This is a genomic window from Rhodococcus sp. C-2 (assembly GCF_027854095.1).
Taxonomy (GTDB): Bacteria; Actinomycetota; Actinomycetes; order Mycobacteriales; family Mycobacteriaceae; genus Rhodococcus_F; species Rhodococcus_F qingshengii.
In genome coordinates, this window is record NZ_JAQGFI010000003.1 from 183476 (window position 1) to 197974 (window position 14499).

Consider the following 14499-nt stretch of genomic DNA (forward strand, 5'->3'; position numbering starts at 1 on the left):
GCGCGACGGTTGATCGGGTCGTCAGTTGACGACTTCGACGGTGGTGCGCTTCGTGCGTTCCTTGCGCAACAGGATCATTATCGGCAGAAAGTAGAGAGCGGCAACGCCGGTGCCTACCAACACCGGCCCAGTGGCACCGAGACTCGAGGCGAACGCGAACCCGGCGATCCAGGAGCCGACCGCCGTGCCCAGATTGAACGACGAGGTGCTGAGAGCAGAAGCCATCGTCGGCGCCTGATCGGCATAACGCACAGCCATCCCGATCAGGATGGGATTGGTCGACATGCCGAACAGTCCCAGCATGACTACGAGAATCACCGTCACGATCACGTTGTGCGAGAAGAGGCAGAGCGCCCCGAGTACGAGAAACGTCATCGCTGCCGAGACGAACAAGACCCCGTACTGATGCTTCGCACCGAGTCGACCGCCGAGATTGGAGCCGACGAACGCACCGAGTCCGTAGCCGACAAGCACTAGCGGCACTGCCGACGCAGCAAGTCCCGTGTTCTCGGTCAACAGCGGAGAGATGAAGCTGTACGCCGCCAGCGACGACCCGCACACGACGGCGCAACCGGACAGAACGAGCCAGATGCGTCCGTCCCGTAGACTCGCGATCTCCGCTCGCCAGGACGGCACCGCACCGGAGTCGGTGTCGGCGGGTACCAATCGGTGGACGACGGCCGCGGCAACGAGTGCGAGGGCGGCGAGGGCCCAGAAAGGACCACGCCACCCGATGCTCTGACCGGCCAGAGCGCCGAGCGGAACACCGATGACGTTCGCGAGCATGCCTCCGCCCAAGACGATGCCGAGCGCGCGCGAGGAAGACGCCGGGCCGGCCGCTTTTGCTCCGACCACTGCGGCGACTGCCCAGAATGCGCCCGTCGCCACGGCTGTGAGGAAGCGGGCGCCGAGAATGAGTCCGAAGTTGGACGAGAGCGCGACGATGACGTGTCCGATCGCGAAAACAACCAGCGCCGAGCTCAAGGTCACGCGTCGAGGAACCCTGAGTGTCAAGATCGCCATCGCCGGCGTGCCGACGATCATTCCGATCGCGAAGACGGTGATCATCAGGCCGACGTTCGCTATCGACGTACCGAGGTCACCCGCGATCTCGGGAAGAATGCCGGCGACGACGAATTCGGTTGTACCCATCAAGAAAACTCCGACGGCCAGCACGTAGATCACGAGCGGCAGGCGGCCGGTTTCTTCGACGGTCGGGGCGGAAATCATGAGGTGGTCAGTTCTCTTTCTGTTGACGACGCGCATGTCGTGGCGCACCCGTCCAGGGCATCACGCCTGTCGCCTGCGAGGGAGTCCCGGTCGTTGGGGGTACTCGAAGGGACTCCCGGTGTGGCCGATTGCGCGCTACCGTCGGCGCAAAGACTGCCTGAACCCGGGAGGCGCGCCCATGACACGACGACAGATCCGGGGGCTCGGCGCCGCCGTGCTTGTCTCGGCCTTGATGACTGCTTGCAGTACCGAGGACGCTGAGGGGCCCGGTCCACAGGCAAGCACGACAACACGATCGGCGCCCGCCGCGGCCTTCGGTGAACCCGAGACCGTCGCCGACGGCTTGGACGCGCCCTGGTCGATCGCATTCCACGGCGATACACCACTAGTCAGTGAGCGCGACAGCGCGCGAATCCTCGAACTCGACGCCGGCGGAAACAGCCGCGAGGTGGGAGTCGTCGACGGCGTCAGCCCAAGAGGTGAGGGCGGTTTACTAGGGATCGCAGTACGTGAAAACCGCCTGTACGCGTACTTCACCGCGAACGGGGAGAACCGGATCGAACGCTTCGACATCATCGGTGCTCCGGGGGAATTCGCGCTCGGGCCGGCCGAGACGATTCTCGACGGGCTCGCTTCGGCCAACTACCACAACGGTGGTCGCATCGCGTTCGGCCCGGACGGGATGCTGTACGTGACCGTCGGTGATGCCGGTAGTCGAGACAGAGCTCAGGACCTCGACTCGATGTCCGGGAAAATTCTGCGCATGACTCCGGATGGTGATGTGCCGCAAGGTAATCCGTTTCCGAACTCGTTCGTCTACAGCTACGGCCACCGCAACTCCCAGGGCATTGCCTGGACCGAGGACGGCACGATGTACGCCAGCGAGTTCGGGCAGGACACCTGGGACGAACTCAACCGGATCGAAGCCGGTGGCAACTACGGGTGGCCCGAGGTCGAAGGGATTGCGGGTGAAGACGGATTCATCGATCCGCTCCAACAATGGTCACCGGATGATGCCAGCCCCAGCGGAATCGCCATCCACGACGGCTCGATCTACATTGCCAACCTTCGTGGTGAGCGACTCCGCACGGTGCCGTTGGCTGACCCCGCGACCGCCGACGAGCAGTTCGTCGACGAATACGGGCGCCTCCGTGACGTTGTAGTCGCACCGGACGGGTCGCTGTGGATACTGACGAACAACACCGACGGACGCGGCGACCCCAACCGCGGTGATGACCGCATCCTTCGCGTGCCGTTGCGCTGATGTCGATTTCCGGCGAACGCAGTACTTCCAGCCCGAGGGTCCTGGCCGAAGCCTGTGATTCACTAATATCTTTACGACAGGTGCGCCGGGTACGGATCGGAGAGACAGCATGGGGACTTGGGGTTCAGGACCTTTCGACAACGACGTAGCGGGCGACCTGCTCAGCGCAGTACAGGCGGGTGACTACGACATCGACGATTACGCTAGCCACCCCGATGGCGGTTATCTCGATGCCGATGATGCTCAAACAGCAATCGCCGTCGCCGAGATTCTTGCGGTTGCGCACGGCGTTGCGCCGAAGCCTGTGCAGCTGGATGGAATTGACGCCGCCGGGTACGTCAGCACCTTGAGCCCGGAGCAGAAGAGTTGGGTCCTCGCCGCACTCGAGCGTGCAGTTTCCGACAGCGACACTTCGGAGTTGTACGAGTTGTGGGAAGAGAACGGTCCGGAAGACCTCGCAGCTTGGCGGGCACCGATCCTGAGCAGATTGGCCAGCCTCAAAACGGTGGGGTAAGCGTCACTCGTCTGCAGTCCCTTGCTTACTCGGAGTTCGACGAGGACAGACTCCCCTTGACGTACCGGGTGGTGTCGTCAGCGAGGATCTCGGCGAGCCCGCTTTCGATACCGTCCAGTGCTTGCGCGGCGACGTCGGCAGGATCGATCTTCTGTTCGGCGGGTACGCCAGCGGCCATGTCGGTATCCATGTATGCGACATGCAGTGCCGATACGGAGATTTTGCGCGGCGCAAGTTCTTCTCGAACGGCGTCGGTCATCGCCCAGGCCGCTGCCTTCGACGACGCGTAAGACCCGAGCGCGGCTGGATGGAACCAGGACAGCACCGACAGAACGTTGAGTATTGTTCCGCCGTCGTTGTTTTCGATGACGGGAGCAAACGCCCGGGTCACGGCGAGCGGGCCGTAGAAGTTGACGTCCATCTCTCGTCGAATGTCATCGATGTCGCCCCCGATCAAGGGCGCCGAGGTAGAGATACCTGCGTTGTTGACCAGCAAGGTCACATCCGATGCGATTTGCGCGGCGGCGGTTATCGATTCGGCGTCCGTCACGTCCAACCTCAGGGGGATGACGCCGGGTAGATCGACAGTTTCCGGATTGCGCGCAGCCGCGTACACCTTTGCGCCGCGCTCGACGAGTCCCGCAGCCAGATGGCGTCCGAGCCCGCGATTGGCTCCTGTGACGACCGCAACCGTCTTGTTCAGGTCCATGATTCTCCCAGAGTTGTGATTGCTCGTGACATTTAGATTATGAATCAAATCTAAGTATCAGTTAGGATAGATGTCAAGTGAAATCCAAACTGGAAGGCGTTGTGATGGGCCGCGTATCGCAGCAACAAGCGGAAGAGAACCGTCGGCGCGTCGTGGAAACCGCAGCCCGACTGTTCCGAGAGAAGGGCACTCACCTCAGCGTCGCCGACCTGATGAAGGCGTCGGGGCTGACCCACGGTGGCTTCTACAAGCAGTTCGCGTCCAAGGACGCTCTCATCGACGAAGCGACCACCCACGCCTTCAAGGAACTGGCTCAGCTGCACTCTGCGGGACTCGAAGAGTATGCAGGGCAACGTGACTCCGCCCGAAAAGCTTTGATCGATACCTATCTCTCGGTGGCGCATCGCGACAACCCGGCAGACGGATGCCCCGCTGCTGCGCTCGCCGCCGACATGGCGCGCGAGCCTGCAGACAGCGAGGCCCGTCGGGTTTACACGGAGGGAGTGGGGGATTTTGCCGCAGCTCTTGCCGACGACGAAGCTGTCGGTCTCCTCCGGCTCTCCACCATGCTCGGTGCACTGGTTCTTTCGCGAGCTACCAAGGGTTCCCCGCTCTCCGAGGAAATTCTCGATTCCGCGCGCGTCGAACTGATCAGAGGGCTTCGAGAGCCGCTGTCATCTTCTTGACGGTCTCGGGTGCCCTGGCCGCGAATCCCGCTTTCACGAGGTCCAGTTCTCGCGGTTCCGAGAGTCGGACTCTCGATATGTCGATTGAACGCTCTAGTTGATTCCGACGACTTCCTGGGCGATCGCTGCGAGTCTTGCCTGTGCAGCGGATACGACGCCGTGGCGGTTCTTGTGCGCTTCCTCGTACGCAACGATGTCCTGCACCTGTGCGGCTTCGGTCAGTTCCTTCACGGCGGAGACGGCTTGGGTGACGTTGAGTTCGTCGAAGTCTTCGATGGGAAGTTCAGTGGGGTCGAGTAGCCCACTCGACTTCCTTACCGAACGGAAGACGTCGGCGGCACCGTCAGCACCTTCTCGGCGAGTGACCTTCTCAGCCGTGGCGATGGCCGCATCCCTACTGGCCGAGAGTGTTTTCACAGTCACGTCACCGGCATATGCGCCCCAGCTGATCAGCTCACCCAGTACCGGCGGTGAGGTGCGAACAGCGTCGATGGCACGGTCGAGACTGCGGGTGGACCAGGAGACCGGAACGTTGACCAGCCGTATCGCCGCGCCGGTGGCAGCTTGCATCGGTGTGCGGCGCAAAGCTGCCGGTCCACCGAGTGCCTCTTCGGCCAAGACAGTCGTGAGCCAGTCCACGGTCGCGGAGTGTGCAGCGATGAGGCGGTCGGCCAACGCCGCGACGGTCTGATCGCCGCCGGCAGTGGCCAGGGCCTTGAGGTAGCGGGAGCGGTCGAGGAGTTGATGTTCGAGCGCAAGGTCGCCCAGTACAGCTTCGTCGAAGGGTTGGGCCTGTTCGACCATCGCTTTCACTCCGGCTGTCGCGCGTCCGAGGAATGGACCGACCAATTCCGGAACGCCACCCAGATCGCGAATCGTGGACTCGATGGAACTCGCCCTTTCACGGCCGTTCTCTGCGTTTTCCGTGAGTTCGCGTCGAACCGCTTCGGTTCTGGCCTGTGCGACGCGCGTTTCGGCGACCTGGATCTCGGAGTGCGTCAGACCGAGGAGGATGCGTAACTGGGTGATCAAGGCGGACGTGGTTTCGGAGTTGCTCATATCGGGGTCGTCCCTTCGTCGGTGCGTGCTTTACGTGATGTTCAGCTTCTGCTCGACGAGTGCTCCGCGGGTCGCGGAGCCACCGCCGCTACGCGGGCTACCCCGACCTACCGCGTAGTAACCACAACGAACAAGTGGGCTCGACGCACCGAGATCGTCGGCGCCAGGACGAGTGAGATCCCGGCCACCCCGAGGTTTCGATTTCTATTCGGCGGGAAGGAGGCATGTGCAGTGCATCCATCCAGAAGCCCGCGAGAAACTGCGTCACCCGAGGAGTATCGATATGCCGGACCAGTACGCAATGCAGGACCCGACCACGCGGTTCCCCGCTCCTGTGCGTGAGCGGCAGGCGGAGATCGCACACCCCGGTCTCACCGCAGACATGATTTCTCCTCCCGACCACGGTGAAAACACCTATCGAGGAAGCGGTCGACTCGAAGGAAGGCGTGCGATTGTCACCGGAGCAGATTCGGGCATCGGACGTGCGGTCGCGATTGCATTTGCCAGAGAAGGCGCGGACGTTGTCCTGAGTTATCTCGACGAGGAAGAACAGGACGCTCGGGAAACCGCTCGCTGGGTCGAGGAGGCAGGTCGCAAAGCCGTCTCGGTGCCGGGAGATCTCCGAAGCGAGGAACACTGTTCTGCTTTGGTCGAAACCGCGGTGCGTGAACTCGGCGGACTCGACATCTTGGTGAACAACGCCGCGTTTCAGATGGTGCAGATGGGCGGCATCACCGATATCACCACCGAACAATTCGACCGTGTGATGAAAACCAACCTCTACGCACTATTTTGGCTCTCCAAAGCAGCGATCGCGCAGATGGAGCCCGGATCGACGATCGTGAATACCTCGTCCATCCAAGGTGCGTCCCCGTCGCCCGAGCTGCTCGATTACGCCACGACAAAGGCGGGCATCATCGACTTCACCAAGGGGTTGGCCGCCGATGTCGCACGAAAGGGAATCAGGGTCAATGCCGTTGCACCTGGACCGATTTGGACGCCACTGATTCCGGCGACGATGCCCAAGGAGAAGTTCGAGACGTTCGGGGACGACGTTCCGCTCGGGCGGGCAGGTCAGCCGGCCGAGCTTGCTCCCGCCTATGTATTTCTCGCCTCTGGTGAATCCAGTTACACCACTGGGGAAGTCATCGGCGTGACGGGTGGAAAACCGCTCACCTGAATGTGCGACTAGACAAGGCGTACGACGACGGCGTAACGGTCAACCGTTGTCGAGGCCGGCGGCGACCATCGCTGCGGCGGTCTCTCGTTCGGAGAATGAGCCCTTCTCCAGACCCCGGATGACGCCGGAGCGATCAGCGGGGGAACGGTTTTGGTTCAACTTCGCTTTTCCGTAGACACGGGCCACGTGCAGTTCGATCCCCACAATCCCTCGCAGCTGCGCATCGACGAACTGCGGCGGCGCGTCGGTGACCTTCCATTCGTTCTCACGGCCGGATTCATGTCGAGCTGTCAGTGCGGTGACGTGCGCACGCAGCCACTGCTCGTCGTCGTGCGCAACCAGTTGGCCGTAGACGTAGAGAACTTCGTAGTTCCACGTCGGGACAACCTTCCCGTGGACGCTCTTGCTCGGGTAGAACTCGGGGCTCACGTAGGCGTCGGCGCCGGGGAGGATCACCAGAGACTCCGATGTCCCGGTGTATCGCCAATGCGGATTCGTCCGGGCGAGATGCCCCTCCAACACGTTTCCGTCGGCGTTGTACAGCAGTGGCATCGACGTGACTTCGAGGGTCTCGGGGCCCGGTGTGACCAGGTGTCCGAATCCACCGGCGTGGAGAGAGTCGGCGACCGCGTCGTCGGAGAGGCGGAATTGTCCGGGCAGAATCATGTGTCTCCTCACAGATTTTTTGTCATGTGACAATGTGTCACAGCGTGGAGGTTTTGTCATGTGCTAATAGAGTGAGCCTGTGACCAGCACTGTGGCGGACCAGGTGAGGCTCTATGTCGTCCGCGGGACAGCGGGCGAGATTTCCGAGGGCATCCGCAATCTCATCAGTGCTGGGGTACTGGCTCCAGGGGATGCGTTGCCGCCCATACGGGCCTTGGCCGACGATCTCGAGGTTCACCGGAACACAGTTGCCGGAGCCTATCGCTTGCTCGTGGCGGCGGGAGTTGTGGAGACACAGGGCCGGCGCGGCAGCTTCGTGCGAGCCATACCGTTCCTGGAAGGAGAAGGCGGTATCGCTCTTCCTGGCAGCGTGGATCTCGCCAGCGGAAATCCTGATCCGGCATTGCTGCCTGATCTCAGAGCCTCGTTGGACCGGACCACTTACACGCCCCGGTTGTACGGCGCCGCAGCCACCGAGCCTCTACTCGATTCCTGGGCACGTTCCTCGATCGAGGACGAGGTTCCAAGGCCGTGCTCGATCACCATCACCAACGGTGCCGTTGACGCGGTCGAGCGACTGTTGACCGCTCATTTGACCCGAGGTGACGCCGTCGCGATCGAGGATCCGTGCTTCCTGGCGAGCATCGGAACGCTCAAAGCCAACAGCTTCCGAGCGGTACCGATGGACATCGACACTTCGGGTATTACCCCGCAAGGGCTGCTGCGTGCTCTCGAAAGTGGTGTGCGCGCGATTATTTGCACCCCTCGTGCGCACAACCCCACCGGGGTCAGCATGAGCGCCGACCGAGCGGCGATTCTCGGAAGCATCCTGGCCGAGTTCCCTCACGTTCTGGTAATCGAGGACGATCACTTCTCTGCCGTGTCCAGCAATCGGTACTGTCGGCTCGCTCCGATGAGCACGACGCGGTGGGCGCTTGTTCGTTCCGTGTCGAAATTTCTCGGGCCCGACCTGCGCGTGGCAGTGGTCGCCTCGGACCTCGACACCGGCATTCGGCTGAGCACTCATCTCCGGTCGGGCGCCAACTGGGTCAGTCACCTGCAGCAGCGCTTGAGTGCTGAACTGCTGAGTGATCCGACGGTGATCGACGGCCTCGCCAATGCTCGCGCTGTCTACGAGCGCCGCCGAACCCTTCTGAAATCTGCACTGTCAGAACATGATATCGAGGTTCCTGACACTTTCGACGGACTCAATGTCTGGGTTCCGCTGGATCGGGATTCCGAACCGATTGTCGAGCGACTCGCCGAGTCTGGCTGGCTCGTGCGGGACGGAAGTCAGTTCTCGGCGACGCCGGGTCAGTGCCACCGGGCACTTCGTGTGACCGCCTCCACCATCACCTCTGACCAAGCACGCGAGTTCGCCAGTGCCCTGGCTGAAATATTGGCGAGCCCGTAGTTGTCCAGCTGCACTACGGTGCGAATCTGAGTCTCTCGCTTCTCGACGAAACTACCGGCGACGGCTGGATCGATAGGATCGGTTCGAGCGACGACGAAGGGTGTAATTGTGGCGAGGGCGGTTGTTGTCGGTGCGAGCCGAGGTCTTGGTCGTGCTTTGATCGAGGGTCTGAGGAGCGATGGCGACGAAGTTCTCAGCATATCGCGTCGGCGTCCTGACGGGTTCGACGTCTCCGAGTGGATCGAAGTAGACCTGACCGATCCTGTTACGGCAGCGAATTCGATCGATCAGGAGCTTGTCGGTGGTGTAGATACCCTGATCTGCAACGTCGGAATTTGGGAAGGGGATGCCTTCACTTCCGATTATGCGTTCACAGATCAATCCGATGTCGAAATGCTCGAAATGATCAACGCCAACATCACGGCCACAATTCTCCTGCTCAAGCGCCTGATCCCGAGAATGATCGGCCGTCCTCGACCTCGGATCATCTTGACCGGGTCCACCTCGGGACTCCCGCGAAGCGGTAGGCCGGAGGTTGCGTTCGGTGCATCGAAGTTCGCGATCAACGGCATTGCCGACGCGTTGAGAGAGGGCTATCGGAAGGACAGACTCGCCGTGACTGTCCTTCATCTCGGATATCTCAATACAGAAGACGGACTCGACGTGCCCCGAGACGTCGCTGCCGCCAGGGGAGAGGGATCTCTGGTCCCGGTACATGACGTTGTGGATACGGTGCGCTCGATCTCGAGTTTGTCGTCTTCGACGTCAGTGCCGGAAGTAGTCCTCACTGCGATCGACGATCCGCGATTCTGATTTGCGGCGGTCGACTCAATCTGGTTGCTGAACAGACGTATTCAGAGAATCTAGACCCCGATCAAGAAGTAAGCTCCGGTCAGATACGTCAGGGTGAGGCCCGCCAAGGTCCACGCCATGTACGGCCGGATGTAGAGGCGCCGCAGGCGGTGCAATCGCAGGGAGGCTCGCAAGAACGCGCCCACGGTCCCGAGCAGCAACATCAGGCTCGGGACGAAGACCGCCAGTCGGCGATCCTTCTGTGAGCACAGCAAGGTGTCGGTACCGAAGCATTCGCCCCGCCGGGAGCCCAACCACACGATCGCGATAACCAAAACCGCGGTAGCCAGAACGACTGACACGCCGTACGTCAGGGTTCGCCTGTTGATCTTTCGCTCTCGACGCTGAATTACATCTGACGCGTCAGAACTGTCGGTCATCACACCGGCTCCTGTACATCGCACCTCACTTCGTGGATCGGCGGTGGGAGAGGGCGTACAGCACTACTCCGACGGCCAAGAGTAATGATGCGCGTAACCACGTCGCAGCGCTCTGCTGGGTGAGCAACGCAACGCACGTACCGAGAGCGAGGATCGGGAAGATGATCGGCGTTCGGAAGTGTTTGTGTTGCACTGCGTCACGGCGCAGAACCAGGACGGCGATGTTGGTGCTGATGAATACGAAAAGCAGCAGGAGTACCACCGTCTCCGCCAGGGCTGACAGCGATCCGGTGACGCAGAGAGCCATGGCAACTGCTGTGGTCGCGATAATCGCCACCCAGGGGGTCCGTCGCTGCGGCAGTACCCGAGCGAAGACGCTCGGGAGCAAGCCTTCCGATGCCATCCCGTATGTCAGCCTGCTCGCCATGATCATTGTCAGCAGTGCGCCGTTGGCGACGGCGACCAACGCGATCAGGCTGAACAGGCGAGGCGGAACGCCGACGTCGGCAGCTGACACAACTTCCAGCAGTGGCCCGGAGGATGCGGCAAGTTCGTCGGCGGGCAGGACCACCGAGACAGCCAGGCCGACAAGGACATAGGCGGCGCCGGCTGTCAGTAATGCTCCGAACAGTGCGCGTGGGTAGACCTTGCTCACGTTCTTCACTTCTTCGGCGACGTTCGCGGACGTTTCGAAGCCGACAAAAGAGTAGTACGCGAGGAGTGCCGCAGCCAGCACCGCGAGTGCAGGCGATCGGCTGTCGTCGAACTCCACGACGCGGCTCAGGGTTCCGTCGCCGCGCCCGAGAACTATGCAAGCGAGGACGACAACGAGGACGAGCCCGGTGACCTCCACGACTGTCATGACGACGTTGGCGCGCATCGACTCCTTGATGCCTCTGGCATTGAGAAGTCCCACCAGGAGCAGGAAGACGAGCGCCGCTGGAACGGTTGGGACGTCGATGAAGGCTTTGAGATAGTCGCCCAAGAAGGCGAGGGCGAGTCCCGCCGCACTGGTTACGCCGGCCGCCAGCATCGAGAAGCCGACAAGGAACGAGATCAGTGGTTTCCGATACGCCCGTTGGGCGAAGACGGCTGCGCCGCCCGCTCGCGGATATTTGGTGACCAGTTCGGCATACGACGTTGCTGTCAGCAATGCCATGACGAGCGCTACGAGCAGTGGTACCCAGACGGCTCCACCAACTTCACCGGCGATGACGCCCACCAACGCGTAGATACCGGCGCCCAGAACATCTCCGAGTATGAACACGAAAAGGAGTGGGCCGGTTATCGCCCGGGTCAGAGTGTTCGTACCGCCGCCTTCGTCGCGGCGTGCGGTTTCGTCCACGTTCTCGGCCCTCGCGGCGCGTCGCATGTGCAAGGTTCATCCTGTCTTCATGGTGACGTGCCGCCACCTCAGGAGCAGTCATGTACCCATTGGCCGAGGTTTCAAACGTAGGTCGCCCGCCTTCCCGTGCTTTGCTTGTAGGGGAATCGCAGAAGTAGTGACTGGAGGACGAAGTGGCCGAAACGACGGTTGCCGCGGTGATGGACGAGTTGGCTGCTCTCGAAGATCCGAAGGCGCGTGCGGTGAACGAGAAGCACGGTGACGATCACGGTGTGAACCTCACAAAACTGCGCGCTGTTGCGAAGCGATTGAAGACTCAGCAGGAACTCGCACAACAGCTTTGGGCGACGGGCGATACCGCGGCGCGATTGTTGGCCCTTTTGATCTGCCGCCCGAAGGCGTTCGAGCGTGACGAGTTGGATGTCATGTTGCGAGAGGCCCGCACTCCGAAGGTGCAGGACTGGCTCGTCAATTACGTGGTGAAGAAAAACCCGCATGCCGAGGAGTTGCGGGTGGCCTGGACCGCTGACCCTGATCCTGTGGTCGCTAGCGCCGGGTGGGCTCTGACCACCGAACGTGTCGCGAAGAAGCCCGAGGGACTTGACCTTTCAGGGCTACTCGACGTCATCGAGGCGGAGATGAAGGATGCTCCTGACCGCCTGCAATGGGCGATGAATCACTGCCTGGCTCAGATCGGGATCGAACATGCCGAGTACCGCGCCCGGGCAATCGAGATCGGTGAGCGACTGCGGGTGCTCGAGGATTACCCGACTCCACCGAACTGCACCTCGCCGTTTGCGCCCATCTGGATCGCGGAGATGGTGCGACGACAGAGGGCAAAGTAGAGCGCACGACAACTGAGGATAGGGTTACCTTCGTGCTACGTTAGGCGCCGTCACCCGCTCGGGGTGTCTGAGCAGGTCGATCGACCGGGAGGTCCTGGCGTGGCGAGAATTTTGGGACGAGGGCTGTCAGAGCGACGAAGTGGTGGCAGCCGTGTCCGCCGGGTGGTAGCCGTCGTGGCGGCGTGCGGGCTGGCGGCCGGAATGGCGGCCTGCAGCAGCAACGGCGACAAAGACAGCACCGACGACAAAGACAGCACCCGGACTTCATCCGCAGTCGACGCCGCGTTCCCGGTGACGATCACGTCGGCCCTCGGCACGGCCGAGATCAAGGAGGAGCCCAGGCGGGTCGCAACCTGGGGATGGTCCAATCAGGACGCCCTCCTGGCGCTCGGTGTCGTCCCGGTCGCGATGCCCACTTTCTCCGGACCTCAGTACGGGGCCGACGCGCAGGGCATTCTGAAGTGGGACGCCGAGGCACTCGACAAGCTCGGTGGCGAGCAGCCGATCTTGTTGTCGGGTGACGGAACGGGCGAAGCACCTGTCGAGCAGTTCGCCAAGGCTGAACCAGATCTCATCTTCGCCCCGTACTCCGGGCTCACTCAGCAGGAATTCGACGCACTGTCGAAGATCGCGCCGGTGGTTTCCTTCCAGGACGAGCCGTGGACCGCGTCGTGGCAGGACCAGGTGACCATCGCTGGTCAGGCGCTGGGTAAACAGGCCGAGGCCGGCACGCTCATCGACAAGACCAACGCCGCGATCAGCGCGACGGCTGCGAAGAACCCTGCGTTGCAAGGTAAGACCGTCACCATCGGACTCCCGAACAGTCCGAGCACCTTCGCGGTGAGTAAGAACGCCGACGTGCGTGTCGAGTTCCTCGAGCAGCTGGGTCTGAAGAACGAGCCGACGATCCAGCAGGCCGATCCCGCCAAGGATCCCGAGGCCGTGTACTTCGAGCTGAGCACCGAGCAGGCGCCGCTGATTGCGTCTGACGTGCTGTTCGTGGTGGCCTACGACAAGGACTCTCTGAACGCGTTCCTCGCCGAGCCACTGGTGGCAGCTCAGCCGGTGATCGTCGATGGGCGTACGGCATCCACCAAGGACTTCAGCGTCGACAAGAACTTCGCGTTCGGCGGACTGACGGTCCTGACCATCCCGTACATCCTCGACGACGTCGCCACAGTTCTGAACACCGCTGCCGGCAACGTCAAGGGCTGACCGGCCCGCTAGCGGGAAGTTCGAAACTGTGTCCGGTACCGCTGTGGGCTGGTGCCGACCAGGTCTCGGAAGCGTTCGCGGAACGTGGTGACGGCATTGAATCCGACTTGTCCCGCAACACGTTCGATCGAGTGGTCGGTAGTCTCGAGCAGAAATTGCGCTTGGCGGAGCCGCGCGTGATGGAGCCACTGCAACGGCGTCGTACCGATTTGTTCCTGGAATCGGCGGTTGAGCGTGCGAGTGCTCATCGTTGCCTTGGCCGCGATTGTCGTGATGTCGAGTTGCTCCCCGAGGTTCTCTTCCATCCAGTTCAGTAGCGGCCTGAGGGTTGTCCCGCTGGGTACGGGAGGCTCGTGAACGATGAATTGTGCTTGCCCTCCGGCACGTTCGAGCGGCATCACACTCAGCCGCGCCGTGTCGGCGGCGACCGCGGACCCGTAGTCCTGACGGACCATGTACAGACACAGGTCGAGTGCGGCCGCGGCGCCGGCGGAAGTCAGGACGTGCCCGTTGTCTACGTAGAGAACGGCGGCATCGACGTCGATGGCCGGGTGCCGACGCGCCAACTCCGACGCAGCCGCCCAGTGCGTCGTCGCGCGAAGTCCGTCGAGCAGGCCTGTGTCGGCGAGGGTGAATGCGCCGACGCACAGTGAGGCGATGCGCGTGCCGCGATCCGCGGCAGTTCTGAGGGCTTCGATGATCTCGGGGTCGATCGGCACATCGAGATCGGCGGTGCCCGGGATGATGATCGTGCTGGCCTGGGCGAGACGTGACAGTCCGTGCGGTACGCGCATCGTGAACGTTCCGGTCTCCACCTCCTCGGTGAGCGCGCACACGGCGGTCCGGTAGGCCGGTGCGCCTGAGGGAAGCCTGCATCGTCCGAAGACTTCGAGGGGTGCTGCCAGGTCCATCGGCACCACTCCGGGCAACGCGAGAACTGCAACGTCATGCATGTCTGAAACGTAGCGTATGTGGCGCGAGATTCTGTGATCTCGTGTCGTGAAATATCCTCTCAACTGGTATTTCACAGAATATGTGAGGTTGGCTGAAAGCCGTCGAAGGTTGGCTTTCAGCCGTCGCCGCAGGGGTCAACTTCCTCCTACTGTCGTAGGAACAGCGACGCGCACAGGAGCGCGTCGC

Annotated in this window: 15 protein-coding genes; 8 read left to right on the forward strand and 7 right to left on the reverse strand. The window is 62.1% G+C overall.

From position 1 onward, the window contains the following. Positions 1–21: 21 nt before the first annotated feature. Entirely contained in the window at positions 22–1230 is a 1209-nt protein-coding gene (locus PCS43_RS07400; protein WP_042448245.1) for an MFS transporter, read from the reverse strand. A 178-nt stretch (positions 1231–1408) separates the two neighbouring features. On the opposite strand from PCS43_RS07400, the gene PCS43_RS07405 reads away from it, so the two are divergent. Then, complete coding sequence (locus PCS43_RS07405; RefSeq protein WP_042448136.1) at positions 1409–2494, forward strand: PQQ-dependent sugar dehydrogenase; 1086 nt, start codon at positions 1409–1411, stop codon at positions 2492–2494. 109 nt (positions 2495–2603) lie between these two features. Beyond that, positions 2604–3008 carry a DUF4259 domain-containing protein gene (locus PCS43_RS07410; protein WP_042448139.1) on the forward strand — a complete coding sequence of 135 codons (405 nt, stop codon included), beginning with the start codon at positions 2604–2606 and terminating at the stop codon, positions 3006–3008. Positions 3009–3033: 25 nt separating this feature from the next. Here PCS43_RS07410 and PCS43_RS07415 read toward each other — a convergent pair whose 3' ends face one another. Further along, the gene (locus PCS43_RS07415) at positions 3034–3717 is read right to left on the reverse strand and encodes an SDR family oxidoreductase (protein ID WP_007735616.1); all 684 of its coding nucleotides are present in this window, start codon (positions 3715–3717) and stop codon (positions 3034–3036) included. Between the two features lie 77 nt (positions 3718–3794). Between PCS43_RS07415 and PCS43_RS07420 the strand changes: the two genes are divergently transcribed. Continuing rightward, complete coding sequence (locus PCS43_RS07420; protein WP_214660268.1) at positions 3795–4403, forward strand: TetR/AcrR family transcriptional regulator; 609 nt, start codon at positions 3795–3797, stop codon at positions 4401–4403. Positions 4404–4496: 93 nt separating this feature from the next. Here PCS43_RS07420 and PCS43_RS07425 read toward each other — a convergent pair whose 3' ends face one another. Then, a complete protein-coding gene (locus tag PCS43_RS07425) occupies positions 4497–5462 on the reverse strand; it encodes a hypothetical protein (RefSeq protein WP_054825301.1) in 966 nt (321 codons plus the stop codon). A gap of 283 nt (positions 5463–5745) precedes the next feature. Here PCS43_RS07425 and PCS43_RS07430 point away from each other — a divergent pair, with 283 nt between their 5' ends. Continuing rightward, complete coding sequence (locus tag PCS43_RS07430; RefSeq protein ID WP_050654950.1) at positions 5746–6642, forward strand: SDR family oxidoreductase; 897 nt, start codon at positions 5746–5748, stop codon at positions 6640–6642. 39 nt (positions 6643–6681) lie between these two features. On the opposite strand, the gene PCS43_RS07435 is transcribed toward PCS43_RS07430, so the two are convergent. Further along, complete coding sequence (locus tag PCS43_RS07435; protein ID WP_209910474.1) at positions 6682–7308, reverse strand: FMN-binding negative transcriptional regulator; 627 nt, start codon at positions 7306–7308, stop codon at positions 6682–6684. A 79-nt stretch (positions 7309–7387) separates the two neighbouring features. Here PCS43_RS07435 and PCS43_RS07440 point away from each other — a divergent pair, with 79 nt between their 5' ends. Both PCS43_RS07440 and PCS43_RS07445 read left to right on the forward strand, forming a co-directional pair. Further along, the gene (locus PCS43_RS07440; protein ID WP_223257969.1) at positions 7388–8722 is read left to right on the forward strand and encodes an aminotransferase class I/II-fold pyridoxal phosphate-dependent enzyme; all 1335 of its coding nucleotides are present in this window, start codon (positions 7388–7390) and stop codon (positions 8720–8722) included. Positions 8723–8830: 108 nt separating this feature from the next. After that, a complete protein-coding gene (locus PCS43_RS07445; protein WP_209910471.1) occupies positions 8831–9535 on the forward strand; it encodes an SDR family NAD(P)-dependent oxidoreductase in 705 nt (234 codons plus the stop codon). A gap of 50 nt (positions 9536–9585) precedes the next feature. Here PCS43_RS07445 and PCS43_RS07450 read toward each other — a convergent pair whose 3' ends face one another. Together PCS43_RS07450 and PCS43_RS07455 are read right to left on the reverse strand one after the other, a co-directional pair. Then, a complete protein-coding gene (locus PCS43_RS07450; RefSeq protein WP_042448254.1) occupies positions 9586–9954 on the reverse strand; it encodes a hypothetical protein in 369 nt (122 codons plus the stop codon). A 25-nt stretch (positions 9955–9979) separates the two neighbouring features. After that, complete coding sequence (locus PCS43_RS07455) at positions 9980–11326, reverse strand: APC family permease (RefSeq protein WP_270923008.1); 1347 nt, start codon at positions 11324–11326, stop codon at positions 9980–9982. 146 nt (positions 11327–11472) lie between these two features. Here PCS43_RS07455 and PCS43_RS07460 point away from each other — a divergent pair, with 146 nt between their 5' ends. Further along, entirely contained in the window at positions 11473–12144 is a 672-nt protein-coding gene (locus PCS43_RS07460) for a DNA alkylation repair protein (protein ID WP_030537444.1), read from the forward strand. A gap of 99 nt (positions 12145–12243) precedes the next feature. Beyond that, positions 12244–13359 carry an ABC transporter substrate-binding protein gene (locus tag PCS43_RS07465; protein WP_270923009.1) on the forward strand — a complete coding sequence of 372 codons (1116 nt, stop codon included), beginning with the start codon at positions 12244–12246 and terminating at the stop codon, positions 13357–13359. 8 nt (positions 13360–13367) lie between these two features. On the opposite strand, the gene PCS43_RS07470 is transcribed toward PCS43_RS07465, so the two are convergent. Next, positions 13368–14312, reverse strand: coding sequence for a GlxA family transcriptional regulator (locus PCS43_RS07470; RefSeq protein WP_003942841.1), 945 nt, complete (start codon positions 14310–14312; stop codon positions 13368–13370). Positions 14313–14499: the final 187 nt, after the last annotated feature.

Excerpts from the sequence above, each read along its gene's own strand:
- PCS43_RS07400 (WP_042448245.1), bottom strand. The coding sequence starts at position 1,230 with ATGATTTCCGCCCCGACCGTCGAAGAAACCGGCCGCCTGCCGCTCGTG.
- PCS43_RS07405 (WP_042448136.1), top strand. The coding sequence starts at position 1,409 with ATGACACGACGACAGATCCGGGGGCTCGGCGCCGCCGTGCTTGTCTCG.
- PCS43_RS07410 (WP_042448139.1), top strand. The coding sequence starts at position 2,604 with ATGGGGACTTGGGGTTCAGGACCTTTCGACAACGACGTAGCGGGCGAC.
- PCS43_RS07415 (WP_007735616.1), bottom strand. The coding sequence starts at position 3,717 with ATGGACCTGAACAAGACGGTTGCGGTCGTCACAGGAGCCAATCGCGGG.
- PCS43_RS07425 (WP_054825301.1), bottom strand. The coding sequence starts at position 5,462 with ATGAGCAACTCCGAAACCACGTCCGCCTTGATCACCCAGTTACGCATC.
- PCS43_RS07430 (WP_050654950.1), top strand. The coding sequence starts at position 5,746 with ATGCCGGACCAGTACGCAATGCAGGACCCGACCACGCGGTTCCCCGCT.
- PCS43_RS07435 (WP_209910474.1), bottom strand. The coding sequence starts at position 7,308 with ATGATTCTGCCCGGACAATTCCGCCTCTCCGACGACGCGGTCGCCGAC.
- PCS43_RS07450 (WP_042448254.1), bottom strand. The coding sequence starts at position 9,954 with ATGACCGACAGTTCTGACGCGTCAGATGTAATTCAGCGTCGAGAGCGA.
- PCS43_RS07455 (WP_270923008.1), bottom strand. The coding sequence starts at position 11,326 with ATGCGACGCGCCGCGAGGGCCGAGAACGTGGACGAAACCGCACGCCGC.
- PCS43_RS07470 (WP_003942841.1), bottom strand. The coding sequence starts at position 14,312 with ATGCATGACGTTGCAGTTCTCGCGTTGCCCGGAGTGGTGCCGATGGAC.